Source organism: Micromonospora noduli, assembly GCF_003264365.1.
Taxonomy (GTDB): Bacteria; Actinomycetota; Actinomycetes; order Mycobacteriales; family Micromonosporaceae; genus Micromonospora; species Micromonospora noduli.
This window is the reverse complement of record NZ_PYAK01000015.1, coordinates 1-14,279: the sequence shown is the minus strand read 5'-3', so window position 1 is coordinate 14,279 and position 14,279 is coordinate 1. Positions and strand designations below refer to the sequence as shown.

The 14,279-nt window shown below is 72.1% G+C and carries 10 protein-coding genes, 1 tRNA gene and 1 pseudogene; 2 read left to right on the top strand and 10 right to left on the bottom strand.

Annotated features, from left to right (window positions below):
- Positions 1-58: 58 nt before the first annotated feature.
- From GUI43_RS14185 to GUI43_RS14145, 8 genes are all read right to left on the bottom strand, one after another.
- Positions 59-793, bottom strand: coding sequence for a hypothetical protein (locus GUI43_RS14185; protein ID WP_112698993.1), 735 nt, complete (start codon positions 791-793; stop codon positions 59-61).
- A gap of 54 nt (positions 794-847) precedes the next feature.
- On the bottom strand, positions 848-2,602 hold the full coding sequence (gene selB / locus GUI43_RS14180; RefSeq protein ID WP_112698992.1) for a selenocysteine-specific translation elongation factor: 1,755 nt from the start codon (positions 2,600-2,602) through the stop codon (positions 848-850).
- Between the two features lie 2 nt (positions 2,603-2,604).
- A complete protein-coding gene (gene selA, locus GUI43_RS14175; protein ID WP_112587061.1) occupies positions 2,605-3,909 on the bottom strand; it encodes an L-seryl-tRNA(Sec) selenium transferase in 1,305 nt (434 codons plus the stop codon).
- Positions 3,910-3,932: 23 nt separating this feature from the next.
- Positions 3,933-4,028, bottom strand: a tRNA-Sec gene (locus tag GUI43_RS33855).
- 13 nt (positions 4,029-4,041) lie between these two features.
- The gene (nrfD, locus tag GUI43_RS14170; RefSeq protein WP_211326692.1) at positions 4,042-5,301 is read right to left on the bottom strand and encodes an NrfD/PsrC family molybdoenzyme membrane anchor subunit; all 1,260 of its coding nucleotides are present in this window, start codon (positions 5,299-5,301) and stop codon (positions 4,042-4,044) included.
- The gene (locus tag GUI43_RS14165; protein WP_428842211.1) at positions 5,298-6,410 is read right to left on the bottom strand and encodes a 4Fe-4S dicluster domain-containing protein; all 1,113 of its coding nucleotides are present in this window, start codon (positions 6,408-6,410) and stop codon (positions 5,298-5,300) included. Before GUI43_RS14165 ends, nrfD begins: the two co-directional genes overlap by 4 nt.
- A complete protein-coding gene (fdh, locus tag GUI43_RS14160; RefSeq protein WP_249037748.1) occupies positions 6,400-9,672 on the bottom strand; it encodes a formate dehydrogenase in 3,273 nt (1,090 codons plus the stop codon). The genes GUI43_RS14165 and fdh overlap by 11 nt, the downstream gene beginning before the upstream one ends.
- Positions 9,673-10,526: 854 nt before the next feature.
- Positions 10,527-11,087, bottom strand: coding sequence for a hypothetical protein (locus tag GUI43_RS14145; protein ID WP_112698989.1), 561 nt, complete (start codon positions 11,085-11,087; stop codon positions 10,527-10,529).
- Between the two features lie 780 nt (positions 11,088-11,867).
- Between GUI43_RS14145 and GUI43_RS14140 the strand changes: the two genes are divergently transcribed.
- Both GUI43_RS14140 and GUI43_RS14135 read left to right on the top strand, forming a co-directional pair.
- Complete coding sequence (locus GUI43_RS14140) at positions 11,868-12,209, top strand: hypothetical protein (RefSeq protein WP_091400038.1); 342 nt, start codon at positions 11,868-11,870, stop codon at positions 12,207-12,209.
- Positions 12,206-12,865, top strand: a complete 660-nt coding sequence (locus GUI43_RS14135) for a nucleotidyl transferase AbiEii/AbiGii toxin family protein (RefSeq protein ID WP_112698988.1) — start codon at positions 12,206-12,208, stop codon at positions 12,863-12,865. Before GUI43_RS14140 ends, GUI43_RS14135 begins: the two co-directional genes overlap by 4 nt.
- Before the next feature lie 198 nt (positions 12,866-13,063).
- Here the strand turns inward: GUI43_RS14135 and GUI43_RS14130 are convergent, their stop codons facing one another.
- Positions 13,064-13,966: an SDR family oxidoreductase gene (locus tag GUI43_RS14130; RefSeq protein WP_112698987.1), complete on the bottom strand. Its 903-nt coding sequence runs from the start codon at positions 13,964-13,966 to the stop codon at positions 13,064-13,066.
- 239 nt (positions 13,967-14,205) lie between these two features.
- Positions 14,206-14,279 (bottom strand): annotated as a pseudogene (locus GUI43_RS34580) (DinB family protein); the annotation flags it as partial.

The window sequence follows — 14,279 nt, the reverse complement described above, 5'->3', positions numbered from 1 at the left end:
GGCGTCACCGTAGGTGACCGTCGTCGACCTGGGGGCCGGTTGGCCCGGCATCGCCGGGTCATCCCGGCACCACAGTCGTCCCGAACACGATGCGGGCAACGGACACCAGGAGGCTGATGCCGACTGCGGCGAGGATCAGCCAGCCGAACCCACGCCACCCCGAGCCCCGGCCGGGCACCGGCACCGGCGGTGGTCTCCACAGCTCCCGGTAGGTCCAGGCCAGCACACCCACCCCGAACGGCAGGAGCCCGACCCAGAACCAGAACCACCGGGTGCCGACCAGCGGCGGCGCGCCAGCGATCAAGCGACCCAGCCAGAGCACGGTCAGCACACCGGCGAGCAGAGCCGCGGCGTTCCGGATCCGGTGCGCGGTGCCGCCCCCGGCCTGCCACGAATCGTCGACAGCGGCACGCCGCGCGTCCCACCCGGTGCTCGCCGACGAGTCCGGCCCGACGGTGTACGAGTCCGAGGCGAAGGGCCCCCCGGCGGCGTACCGGTTCTGGCCGTTCGACACGGTCCAGGTCAGCATCCCCCCGTCGGCCGCGTACTGCACACGCGGCCGGCTCCCCCAGTACGCGTCGTCATCGGCCCAGCCGGACGAACGCTGGTAGCTCACCACCCGGCCGGCCGCGAGATCCCGGTCGAGCTGGGCCTCGGTCGACTGGCGGGGCTCCACCCACCACGCCAGACCGGCCCACAGCACCCAGAGCACCGGCAGCCCCCAGCGCAACACCACCGGGACGACCGCACGCCACCGACCACCGGACGGCCGCGACGGGGACACCTCAAGCATCCCGCCACGGTCGCACCTCGACGCCACAGTGTCAGCCCCGGACGGCGTGCACGCTCAGGTGACGACGATGCGAGCGTCGTCGGGCAGCCGGCGGGTCGCGCCCCGCCGGTCCAGCAACTCCAGCAGGGGCACCGCCACCCGGCGGGTGGTGTCCAACGCCTGCCGGGCCGCCGACAGGGTGAACGGCTGCGGCAACCCGGCCAACACCCGGACCGCGTCGTCGAGCGCGTCGGGCAGCAGCACCACGTTGTCGGCCAACCGCAGCAGGGCGCCGGCCCGCACCGCGGCGCCGATCTCCCGGGGGCCCAGGCCGAGGTCGACGAGGCGGTCCGCCTCGGGGGCGCGGAACGGCCGGTCGCCGTACTCGGCGCGGACCCGTTGCACGGCCAGGGCCACCGGTTCGGGCAGCGCGTTGGCGCTCGCCGCCCCGACCCGACCGGCGTGGATCCGCAGCGGCGGCCGGACCAGCGCCTCGACCAGCACCCGGTCGGGCAGGGCGAGGCGCTGACGTAGCGCGTCCACCGGCATCCCAGGCTCCAACGGGTGTTCCCGCGCGTGCCGGGCGACCTCCTCGGTCAGCCGCTCGCCGAGCCGCCGCCAGTGGTCGGGGTCGGACAGCCAGTCACCGGCCACCGGTTCGGCGTGCACCGGCACGCCCATCCGGATCAACGCGCCGGCCCGGATCAGCCGACGACGGCGCAGCTCCCCCGCCAGGTCGGGTCGACCGTCCAACTCGGCGAGGACCTGGGCGCGGGCGGCGGCCGCACCCCGTCGGGCCAGCGGTGGGGGTTCCACGTCCAGCACCCGCACCCCGCCGCTGACGTGGTGGCGGCCCGGGTCCCGCAGCAGCGCCCGGTCACCCACCAGCAACGGCAGTGGGCGGGCCAGCCGCAGCCGGACGGTGTCCGGGCCGAGCGGGCGCACCCGTACCGGCACCGCCGCCGACCCGACGTGCAGTGTGAGGGTGGCTGGTAGGTCGGCGGCCGGGTCGCCGGCGAGCCGGACGTCGACGAGGTCGGTGTGGTGAAACCGGCCCGGGGTGAGCAACGCGTCGCCCCGGCCGAGCCGGTCGCGGGGCGTACCGCGCAGGTTGACCGCCACCCGGGCGACCGCCACCGCCTCCGGGCGGGCCTCGCCCAGGGAGTGCAGGCCACGGACCCGGACCGGTTCGTCGGCGCCGGCCAGCTCCAGTTCGTCGCCCACCCGTAACCGCCCGGCGCCGAGGGTGCCGGTGACGACGGTGCCGCTGCCCCGCACTGTGAAGCTGCGGTCCACCCACAGCCGGACCGGGTCGTCCACCACCGGCGCGGGCAGTTGGGCGGCGAGCCGGTCCAGGGCCGCCCGCAGCTCCGGCAGGCCGGCACCGGTCAGGCCACTGACAGCCACCGCCGGCACCGCGCCGAGGCTGGTCTCGGCGATCTCGGCGCGGGCACGGGCCGTCGCCGGCCCCGGATCGGCCAGGTCCGCGCGGGTCACCGCCAGCAGGCCGTACGCGACGCCGAGCGCGTCGAGCGCGGCCAGGTGCTCGGCGGACTGCGGCATCCAGCCCTCGTCGGCGGCCACCACGATCAGCGCCGCCGGGACCGGGCCGACCCCGGCGAGCATGTTCGGCACGAACCGCTCGTGCCCGGGTACGTCGACGAACGCGACGGTGCCGCCGGACGGCAGCGTCGTCCAGGCGAAACCCAGGTCGATGGTCATCCCCCGGCGGCGTTCCTCGGCCCACCGGTCGGGTTCCATCCCGGTCAACGCCCGGACCAGTGTCGACTTGCCGTGGTCGACGTGCCCGGCGGTCGCGACGACGAACACGCTCAGTCCTCCCCGGGTACGCGCAGCACCGCCTCGCGAACGGCCTCGTCCGCGTCGGCGGGCACACAGCGCAGGTCGAGCAGGAGGCGGCCGCGCACCACCCGACCCAGGACCGGCGGGTCTCCGGTGCGCAGCGGCACCGCGTACCGCTCGGGCAGGCTCAACGCCCACGAGTCCAGCTCCACCCCGGGGGCGCCGCCCCCGCCGACCACCGCGACGGCCGGCACCACCTCCGCCTTGCGGCCGTCCGCGCCGAGCCGGTCCCGCAGCCGCTCCACCCGTTCACGCAGGGCACCCGGGTCGGTGTGCAGCGCCGCCCGGGTCGGAGTGTCCGGTTGGTGCACTGTGGCGGCCAGCGCGGCCAGGGTGAGCTTGTCCACCCGAAGCGCCCGCGCCAGTGGGTGGCGACGCAACCGCTCGATCACCTCGACGTCGCCCAGCAGCAGCCCCGCCTGCGGCCCACCGAGCAGCTTGTCGCCGCTGGCGGTGACCAGCGCGGCGCCCGCGCGCAGGGTGCTGGCCGCGTCGGGTTCGTCGGGCAGCAGCGGGTCCGCGCCGAGCAGCCCGGAGCCGATGTCCGCGACCACCGGCACCCCGAGCGTGGCCAGTTGCCGTACCCCGACGGCGGAGGTGAATCCGGTGACCCGGAAGTTCGACGGGTGCACCTTGAGCACGAAGCCGGTCTGCGGACCGAGCGCGGCGGCGTAGTCCGCGAGTGTGGTGCGGTTGGTGGTGCCCACCTCGCGCAGCCGCGCACCGGTGCTCTCCAGCAGGTCGGGCAGGCGGAAACCGTCGCCGATCTCGACCAGCTCGCCCCGGCTGACCACGATCTCCCGGCCGGCGGCCAACGCGGTGGCGGCCAGCACCAGCGCGGCGGCGCCGTTGTTGACCACGTGCACGGCGCCCGCGTCGGGCACCGCGGCGGCCAGCGCGTCGAGCGCGCCCCGGCCGCGACGGGCCCGCCGGCCGGTAACCAGGTCCAACTCGACGTCGGTGTGCCCGGCGGCGGCCACCACCGCGGCGACCGCGGCGGACGACAACGGCGCCCGACCCAGGTTGGTGTGCAGCACGACACCGGTGGCGTTGAGCACCACCCGGGGGCCGGGCGTGGGCAGCGCGGCGACCGCCGCGTCGCGTACCTCGTCGGGGTTGAGCTCACCGCGGCGGGCGCGGCCCTGCGCGTGGGAGACGATCGCCTTGACCTGCTCCCTACCGAGGGTCACGGCGGCGGCGGCCAGCACCGGGTCGGCGAGCAGCGTGTCCGTACGGGGCACCCGACGTCGCGGATCCACCGGGCCGTCGCCCATCACGTCATCTCCTGCAAGCGGTGTGGCGGAGACGGACGGGAATCGAACCCGCCTGGCCCGGGTCCCGGACCACTCCGGTTTTGAAGACCGGGAGGGGCACCAGCCGCCTGAACGCCTCCACCGGACATTCGATCACACCGTGGGCGGCACCGCCCGATCAGATGGAAGATCCATGCCGATTCGCCGCGCCTCGACCCGTTCGCGCTGCGGCACCACCGTGTAGCGGGGGTCGCGGGCCGAGGCGACGCCGCCGTAGAAGATGCCGAACCGGGTCAGCACCGACGCGGCCAGCAGCGCGGTCCCGGAGAGCGCCCCGACCACCCGGCTGCGCCGGCCCAGCAGAGCACCCGCCACCCCGCCGGCGGTCAGCAACCGCCCGGCGCGCAGCAACCGACCCGGCCGACCCAACCGGTAGGGCTCACTGAGCAGACCGAGGCGGGTCTCCACCCGATGCGCGCCGTACAGCTCCAGGGCCGCGCCGGCCACCGCCATCCGGCGGGCCGGCCCGGCCTGGGCCGGCGGCGCGGCGAGCAGACCCACGCCGGCGCCGCTGGCCAACGCGCTGCCCGCGAAGATCACCGGCAGCTCGGGGTACGCCTCATGCCAGGACGGCACCGCCGTGTCGGCCAGCAACACCCCGGTGTACGTGGCCAGCGCCGGCGCGGTGCCGGCGGCGAGCAGCCCAGCGACGTGCCCGATCGGCGGCAACGCCCGGCCGGCCAGCCCGAGCAGACCGTGCCGGGGCAGCACACCGGCCGCCTCGGCGATCGCGGCGACGCCCGCCGCCGGCCCGTACGCGGTGAGGATCCAGGTGCCCATCGACATCGGCGAGGTCGGCTTGGCCACCCGCAGCATGTGGTGGAACCGCGCCGGCCGGCCCAGGTCCTTCACCAGGAAGACGGCGCTGGCGCTGACGGCGGCCAACGCGGTGACCCGACCGGCGCGCCGCAACGCGGGCCGCCCGGTGAGCTGCCCACCGGCGGCCAGCAGCGACGAGCCGGCGGCCAGCCCTCCGGTGAACAGGTACGCGGCGATGTCCCACTTCCAGACCGGCCCCTTCAGGATGGGCCGACCGTAGTACGACGTGAACTCCGCCTCCGGCACCCGCAGTTCCTCACCGCCACCACCGCCGCGCCGCCTGCGCCGCCGGCCCTGCCGGCCCCCGGCTTCGGTGCTCCGCCGCGCCGTCAGGTCGCCCCGGCGGCTGCTGGCGGCGGTGCCCCTGTCGCTCGGATGGTCGCCACCGCTCGCGAACTCCTCGCCGCTCGTGGCCGCAGCACCGCTCGTGGCGCTGGGGCGGTCGTCGCTCACCTGTGGTCGGTCGTCGCCCTCGGCGGCGAGCCGCTCCCGGAAGCGACGGAACCGGTCGCCCACGGGGCCCGGTGGGGTCATGAGGAACCTCCGACGAATGCGGCGACGGTCGCCGCCGCCATGGCGAGGGCCGCGAGGCCGGCGCGCTTCCACATCTTCGGCAGGTCACGGGTGGTCACGACCGGGTCGGGTGGCAGCCCGTACACCTCGGGCTCGTCCAAGAGCAGGAAGAACGCCCCGTCCCCGCCCACGCCGTCGTTCGGGTCATGGCCGTACAGGCGGGCCTCGGGGACGCCCCGCTCGTGCAGCGTCGCCACTCGGGCGGCGGCGCGTTCACGCAGCTCGTCGAGCGGCCCGTACTGGATCGACTCGGTCGGGCACGCCTGCGCGCACGCCGGTGTCATGCCCGCGCCCAACCGGTCGTAGCACAGCGTGCACTTCCACGCCCGACCGTCGTCCTTGCGCTGGTCAATGACGCCGTACGGGCAGGCGGAGATGCAGTAACCGCAGCCGTTGCAGATGTCCTCCTGCACCACCACCGTGCCGAACTCGGTCCGGAACAACGAGCCCGTCGGACAGACGTCCAGGCACGCCGCATGCGTGCAGTGCTTGCAGACGTCGGACATCATCAACCACCGGAAATCCGTACGCTCCTCGACGCCCGTGCCCCGGCCCGGCGGCTGGGCCCCCGGCATCCCCAGGAACTGCGGCCCCGCGGCACCCCGGCCCGCGGCGGTCGGATCGGCCGCGATCGGGCCGAGCACGTCCGCCGGCCCGCCCCCGGCCATCCGGGCGGCGGCGGACGGCGTGCCGGTCGGCACACCCGGGTCCGTGCCGGTGCGCTCGCTGGTGCCAGCCGCACCAGCAGCCGACGCCGCGCTGACCGAACCGTCGGTCGGCGTTCCCGCGAACGGTGGCGTGCGGTGACCGGCCGGCCGGGGTTGCTCGATGAACGCGACGTGCCGCCAGGAGTTCGCTGTCAACGCGCCGGTGTTGTCGTAGGACATACCCAGCAGGTCGAGCCCGCTCTCCGGGACGCCGTTCCACTCCTTGCAGGCCACCTCGCAGGCCTTGCACCCGATGCAGACGCTGGTGTCGGTGAAGAACCCCATCCGCGGCGGCGCGTTCTCGTAGCCCGCGTCAGGCGCCGGGTCCAGCGGGCCGTACAGGCTGTTCGGGTCAGGAAGCACCCTGCTCCTTTCCCTCGCTGTCGGTGGTGACCGCCGGGGCATTGTGGCCCGGGTTGATCCCGGCGCGCCGCTGGTAGTCGGCCACCAGGTCCAGCAGCGCCGGCCCGGTCGGTCGGCGGCCCGGCCGCACGTCGCAGGTGCCGACCTTGCTCTCCTGGATCAGCACGTTCGGGTCCAGGCTGATACCGAACAGGTCGTTGGCCGAGTCGCCGGTCACCAGACCCTCGAAACCGAAGTGGTACGGCAACCAGACCTGGTGGATCAACCGGTCCTCGACGCGCAACGGGGTGAGCCGGTCGGTCACCAACACCTTCGCCTCGATCACCGCACGACCGCTGACCAGGTGCGCCCAGCCCAGGTGGGCGAGGCCGCGTTCGACGGCCAACTCCGGGGACACCTCCACGAACATCTCCGGCTGCAACTCGGCCAGCGGCGACACCGTCCGGCTCATCGCACCGGCGGTGTGGTGCTCGGTGAGCCGGCTGACAGTGAACACGTACGGGAACACCTGACTGTGTTGCTCCGGCGGGCTCGGGTTCACCGAATTCACCGGGTGCGCGTACATCTTGCGGGTCGGGTTGGCCTGCTGACCGTAGAGCGGGTTACGCACCGGCGACTCCACCGGCTCGTAGTGCGTCGGTAGCGGCCCGTCCAGGACACCGCTGGGCGCGTACAGCCAGCCCTTTCCGTCGCCCTGCATGATGAACGGGTCGTCGCCGGCGATGCCCTCCGTCCCGGACGCGCCGGGTGGCGGCCGGTACGACGGCGGTTTGGTCTTCTCGAAGTCCGGCACGTCGTAGCCGGTCCACTCGCCCTTCTCCGCGTCCCACCACACGTAGCGTTTGCGCTCACTCCACGGGTTGCCGTCCGGGTCGGCCGACGCACGGTTGTAGAGGATGCGCCGGTTCGCCGGCCACGCCCACCCCCACTCGGCGGCCACCCAGTCCTGCTCGTGTCGGGACTTGCGCCGGGCCGCCTGGTTCACGCCGTCGGCGTACACCCCTGTGTAGATCCAGCAGCCGATGGCTGTGGAGCCGTCCGCGCGGGCCTCCGCGAAGCTGGACAGCGGACGGCCGGTGGCCACGTCGTACCCGTTGATCTCGCGCAGCACCGACTCGGCGCTCGGCTCCGCGAGCGGACCGTGCGTGGGGTAGTCCCAGGTGAGGTCGAGCAACGCCCGGTCGCGCGGCAGCGGCGAGTCGGCCAGCTTCTCGCGCAGTTTGCGGCCCAGGTGATAGAAGAACCACAGCTCGGAGCGGGCGTCACCTGGTGGCTCGACGGCCTTCTCCCGCCACTGCAACAACCGCTGCGTCTGGGTGAAGGTGCCCTCCTTCTCCACGTGCGACGCGGCGGGCAGGAAGAACACTTCGGTGCGGCACTCCTCCGGCACGATCTCGCCGGTGGCGACCTCGGGGCCGTTCTGCCAGAACGTCGCGCTCTCGATCATGAACAGGTCCCGGACCACCAACCAGTCGAGGTTGGCCATGCCCAGACGCTGCGCCCGGCCGTGCGCCGACCCGACCGCCGGGTTCTGCCCGAGCAGGAAATAGCCCTTGATCTTGCCGTCGATCATGTTCAGCACCTGCTGATAGGTGCCGTGGTCACCGGTCATCCGCGGCATGTACCCGTAGCAGTAGTCGTTCTCCGGTGTCGCCGCGTCACCCCAGTACGCCTTCAGCAGGCTGGCGGCGAACGATCCGGCGTTACCCCAGAAGCCCTTCTGGCCGGGGTGCCGGATGCTGTCCACCCACTCGTCGAAGGTCGGGTGGTCGGCGTGGTGCGGCATCGGCAGGTAGCCCGGCAGCAGGTTGAACAGCGTCGGAATGTCCGTGGAGCCCTGGATGCTGGCATGCCCCCGCAGCGCCATCACCCCACCACCGGGACGACCCATGTTGCCGAGCAGCAGCTGGATGATCGCGCCGGTGCGGATGTACTGCACACCCACACTGTGCTGCGTCCAGCCCACCGAGTAGATCAGCATCCCCGTGCGTTCCCGGCCGGAGTTTCGGGTCCACGCCTCGGCCAGCTCCAGGAACTTGTCCTGTGGAATGCCACAGACCCGCTCGACCATCTCCGGGGTGTAGCGGGCGAAGTGTCGCTTGAGGATCTGGTAGACGCAGCGCGGGTGCTGCAACGTCTCGTCCCGCGGGGTGTCCCCGTCGACCTGCGCGCCGTGCGACTCGTGCTCCAGCCCGGACGCGCTGTCGCGCTCCTTGGCCGTGTGCCCACTGCCGGACGAGCCCTCGTTGCCCTCGTACTGCCAGCTGTCCTGCACGTAGGTGCCGGTCTCCGGGTCGAACCCGGAGAAGAACCCGTCGCCGTCCTCGGTGTCGCTGAACTCCTCGCTCACGATCGTCGCCGCGTTGGTGTACGAGAGCACGTACTCCCGGAAGTCCAACTCGTTGTCCAGGATGTAGCGCACCACCCCACCGAGCAGCGCGATGTCGGTGCCCGCCCGGATTGGCAGGTACGAGTCAGCCACCGCGCTGGTACGGGTGAACCGCGGGTCGACGTGGAAGACCTTCGCCCCGCGACGCTTGGCCTCCATCACCCACTGGAAACCCACCGGGTGCGCCTCGGCCATGTTCGAACCCTGAATGACGATGACGTCAGCGTTGGCGATGTCCTGCTGGAAATCCGTCGCACCGCCACGACCGAAGCTGGCCCCCAGACCGGGGACGGTAGCGGAGTGTCAAATACGGGCCTGGTTCTCGATCTGAAGAGCCCCCATCGCGGTGAACAACTTCTTGATGAGGTAGTTCTCCTCATTGTCCAGCGTCGCCCCACCCAGGCTGGAGAAACCCAGCGTCCGGTTGAGCGGCCGGCCCTGCGTGTCGACGTCCTCCCAGGTCTGCTCACGAGCCGCGAGCATCCGGTCGGCGATCATGTCGAGCGCGGTGTCGAGCTCCAGATCCTCCCACTGCGTCGAGTACGGCCGGCGATAGCGGACCGTGGTCTGCCGCAGCGGGCTGGTGACCAGGCTCTTGCTGGCCGCGCCCTTCGGGCAGAGCCGACCCCGCGAGATGGGGCTGTCCGGATCGCCCTCGATCTGACTGACCTGCCCGTCCTTCACGAACACCCGCTGACCACAACCAACAGCGCAGTACGGGCACACGGACCGGGCCATCGAATCGGCGGTGTCGGTGCGGGCGGTGAGCGCGCGGGACCCGTCGGACTTCGCCGCGGCACCCCGGCCCAGCGGGTCCGTGCCGGTGAGCTGGCGATAGACCGGCCAACCCTCGATAAAGGTCCGTAGACCCAACCCCGACACCCCCTCCCACGCGAGCGACCCTCTGAAGATAGGTCAACTGAGGCAGGTTCGCGAACCGAGGAAGCAAGACAGCGCCGCCCCCGGCCGGTGGGCTGGGGGCGGCGCTGGTGTCGGTGTGCAGGTCGCCTCTCGGCGAGTGGCACGACGCGGCTCCAGCCGAACGGTATTCCGCGAGGGCGATATTAGGTGAGGCCCGGGGACACTGAGTCACACCGACACCCTCCACAACCAGCCCGCACCCGGCGTTGTTCCCGCACCCGCCGGGCCGTCCCGCCGCCGGGTTCCCTCGCTGGCTGCACGCCGGTCGACTCGCGACCACGACACCCACCATCGCGGCGCGCTTCGGCCGCAACCCACGAGATCTTGGACAGTTTCCGTTCACGCGGAACGGAAACTGTCCAAGATCTGCTGGCAGCCACCAACCGGACCGCGCCATCCGCTTCCGGCGACCCGCCAACTACCTCCGACGGGCACGCCGGCATCGCGGCATCCACCCCCGGCCGGCACCCGGCGCCACGGCATCCGCCCCGGCCGGCATCGCGACGTCCGCGACCAACGACCAGCGACCGGCGACCGGCGACCGGCGACCGGCGACCAGCGACCAGCGACCAACGACCAACGACCAGCGACCAACGACCGGCGACCAACGACCAGGTGCCTACCGGACGGAAACGGCACCCGGCGCCGCAGCGTCCGCTCCCGGCCGGCGTCGCGACGTCCGCGACCAGCGACCTTGTCCCACGGAAACGGAAGTGCCGCTGGCCGGCACCCCGGGTTGGGGTGCCGGCCAGCGGTCGGTGTCGTGCTGTGTTGCTTAGTGCGCTGGTTCTGCGATGTGTCGCGGGTCAGCTGTTCCAGTGCTGGGCGACCAGGTCGGTGGCCTGCTGCTCCCACTGGGCGTAGGCGTCCGGGTAGGCCGATACCTGCACGGTCTGCGCGGCGTCGGTCAGCGGCATGTCCTGCCACCCGTCAACCTGCTTCAAACCCTTGAGGAACGCGGTCGTCGAGTACTCCGGGTTCGTGATCTGCTCCGGCGTGCCCCAACCCGAGCTCGGGCGCTGCTGGAACAGGCCCAGCGAGTCGTGGTCGTTCATGTCGCCCAGGTGACCCAGGTTCTCCAGCTTCGACTCCTGCAGGCTCGTCGCGATCGAGATCACCGCGGCCCGCTCCGGGAGACCGGCCTTCTTCGTCGCGGCGATGATCGCCTTGACGTTCGCGGTCTGCTCATCGTTGAGGGTGATGTGGGACTGCTCGCCCTGCGGCTTCGGCGCCGCCGACTGCACAGCCACCGCGACGGGCTTGGCATCGACCGGGTTGGCGTGGGCGGCGATCGGACCGGCGAACACACCACCGGCGAACGCGAGACCAGCAACAGACAGCATGCTCTTACGGAAGATCGTGTTCATGAGGGGTAGCTCCTTCGGGGGTAGGAAACACCCGACCACCAGGGGGCGGCGGCAGGGTGTGAGCACCTCGTCCGGCGCTGCACAAACAAAGGGGAAAAAGTTTGGGGGGTGACGCCCTGTCGGGCGTCGGGTCGGCGTACCTGCGAGCGGGGGCTCGTGGCGCCGGGTCCCTGTGTAACGACCGGCGGGCCGGGGTCATTCCGGGGTGGCCCACCTGCCGGCACCCTCATCAGGGCGGTGCCAGGTGGTCGTTCGTGGGGACTGTAACGACCGGGGGGCCGGGGTCATTCCGTGGCCCAACCCGTCGGCACCCTCGTCGTGGCGGTGCCCGTCGGTCGTTGATGGGGACTGTAACGACCGGGCGGAGGCTGGCATTCCGGCCTGCGCGACCAGCCCTCAGGGGTCGGGCGGCGGGTCGGTGGTACTGCGATCGTCAGGGTATGTAACGACCCCGACCCGGCCATGATTCCAGCCCGCGGGTGCGCCCAGTCACCACCCACACACCCCCACCAACGGACAAATGGCCCACACAACGTCGGGCTCGCAGCGCCGAACCGGGCCTCACCGGGTGATCCACTCGGGTTCACGGAAGTCGGGGCATCCCGGACGCCCAGACACCCCGACATCAAGGAACCCGAGTCGATCACGACAGGCCGAGCGCACCACCTCGCCGCAAACCGGACAAACTCGGAGGTGATGAGGGCCAGGCCGGCGCGCCTGGAGCAGCGCTCCGGGATCGACCTGAGCGACACCGGCTCTGGTGGGCGTTACCCTGACACCATGCAGGCCGTCTCCCCCACCGCGACCGGCGTGGCCTTTCTGGCCCGCCCGGGTCGCCCCGCTGTGGTGGCGCGGACGCTCGCCGAGCTGGCCGGCCCCACCCGAGGTGTGGTGGAACTGCCGGTACGGCTGATGTGGAACGCCGAGCGCACCTTCGACCTCGGCGACCCCGACCAACTGCTCTGGATGTACGAGAACGTGCTCCGCGAGACCACTCGGGCCGACGATCTGCGCGCTCTGATCAACGGGCGGACGCTGCGTCGGGTGTGGCGACTGCTCAACCTGCCTCGGGGCGTACGCCAAGCGTGGGAGAGCCGGCACCGCGGCCTGCGCGCGGCGTGATCGAACCTCATCTGCACGAGTTCTACCGGGAGGTGGCCCGGGTGGCGCTGGCCGCCGCCGGGCCGTACCGGTTCGTTCTGGGTGGTGGGGTGGCGTGGGCGGCGCACGGCCTGGTCGCCCGACCGACGGAGGACGTGGACCTCTTCGCGGACGTGGAGGGCGCTGCGGCGGCGGCGTCCGCCGGGGTGCGGGTTGCCCTGGAGCGGGCCGGGTTCATCGTCAGTGATGCCGACCCGGACAGTGAGCTGGCCGAGCTGTTCGACGGGTACGAGCAGGACATGAAGGACTTCGTGGTGAGCCGCGACGGACGACAGATCCGGCTCAGCCTCGCCCGGTTGGACCGCCAGCAGAGCCCTGTGGTGATGGACCTGGGCCCGGTGATGGACGTTCGTGACCTGGTAGCGAACAAGATCGCGGCGTTGGTCAACCGGCGGGAGGTTCGCGACTTCATCGACGTGGCAGCGGCCCTCGACCACTACGACGTGACCGAGTTGTTGGTGCTGGCACGGCAGGTCGACCCCGCGCTGGACCCGGACGACGTGCGCGCCGCCGGCCGCTACCTGGACCGGCTCTCCGACCAGCGCTTCGGCCGGTACGGCCTGGGCACCGCCGACGTCGCCGAGATCCGGCAACGCTTCGCCACCTGGCCACGCTGACCAGCGAGCCACGCGAACAGGCCGCACCAACAACGGGCCGCGCGAACAGGCCGCACCAACGACGGGCCGCGCGAACAAGCTTCACCACCAACGGGCCACGCCAATAAGCCGCACCAACGCACGGCCGCGTGAACAGGCGACGCGAGCGGGCCACAGCGCCGGGTGGGCATCCCGCGCGGGCGCCCACCCGACGGCGGGTCACTTGGTCGGTCGGCCGCCCGTGACCCCCAGGATCTCGCCCGTCACGTAGCTGGACTCCTGCGAGGCGAAGAAGACGTAGGCGGGCGCCAGCTCAGCGGGCTGCCCGGGACGCCCCTCCGGGGTGTCGGTGCCGAACTGCTTCACCTTCTCCTCCGGCATTGTGGAGGGGATCAGCGGCGTCCACACCGGTCCAGGTGCGACAGCGTTGACGCGGATGCCCTGCTCGGCCAGGTCGGCGGCGAGGGCCTTGGTGAAGTTGGCGATCCCCGCCTTGGTGGTCGCGTAGTCCAGCAGCTGCGGTGACGGGTCGAACGCCTGGATCGACGACGTGTTGATGATCGCCGACCCCTCGGCCAGGTGGGGAATGGCGGCCTTGCAGAGCCAGAACATCGCGTACAGGTTGGTCTTGAACACCCGGTCGAACTGCTCGGTGCTGATGCCGAGGATCCCCTTGTCCTGCGACATCTGGAACGCCGCGTTGTTGACCAGGATGTCGAGACCGCCCAGGTCGCGCACCGCCCGGTCGACCAGTTCCTGGCAGTGCGCCTCGTCGGTGATGTCACCGCGTACCGCGACGCCGCGCCGGCCGGCGGCCTCGACCAGCCGGATCGTCTCCCGGGCGTCGGCGTCCTCCTCCTCGCCGAGGTAGGAGATGAGCACGTCAGCGCCCTCCCGGGCGAAGGCGATCGCTACGGCCCGGCCGATCCCCGAGTCACCGCCGGTGATCAGCGCCCGCTTGCCGTCGAGCTTGCCGCTGCCCCGGTACGACTCCTCGCCGTGGTCCGGCTTCGGGGTCATCTCCCCGGTCGAGCCGGGCGCCGACTGCTGCTGTGCGGGCTGACCGGACTGCTGGCCGTACTGGCTGGTCGGGTCCTGCTGGGTGTGCTGGTCCTCGCTCACTGAAATCTCCTCGCTGCGCGCGGGAAGCGGGACTCTCCCGCGAATGCCGTCCCTGACCGCCCTACCCTGCGTCGGCCTGCGGAAACCGCTGCAACGATCGGGGCTGCCGTGGCAGCAGTGACTGATGCTGGTTATGGTGCGCAAGGCGCTCACGAGGCGCGTCCACCCATGGAAAGGCACGTCATGACCTCTCCCTCCGGCCCGTCGCGCCGCCAGGTGCTCGTCGCCGCGGCGGCCGCGGCGCCGTCCTGCCACCGGTAGAGGTCGCGCAGCAGGGAAATCTCGGCGCCGTGATGGATCAGCTCCCTGTTGA

What these genes read in the sequence shown, in the direction of transcription:
- GUI43_RS14185 (WP_112698993.1), bottom strand. Translation starts at nt 793, where the DNA reads ATGCTTGAGGTGTCCCCGTCGCGGCCGTCCGGTGGTCGGTGGCGTGCG.
- selA (WP_112587061.1), bottom strand. Translation starts at nt 3,909, where the DNA reads ATGGGCGACGGCCCGGTGGATCCGCGACGTCGGGTGCCCCGTACGGAC.
- nrfD (WP_211326692.1), bottom strand. Translation starts at nt 5,301, where the DNA reads ATGACCCCACCGGGCCCCGTGGGCGACCGGTTCCGTCGCTTCCGGGAG.
- GUI43_RS14145 (WP_112698989.1), bottom strand. Translation starts at nt 11,087, where the DNA reads ATGAACACGATCTTCCGTAAGAGCATGCTGTCTGTTGCTGGTCTCGCG.
- GUI43_RS14140 (WP_091400038.1), top strand. Translation starts at nt 11,868, where the DNA reads ATGCAGGCCGTCTCCCCCACCGCGACCGGCGTGGCCTTTCTGGCCCGC.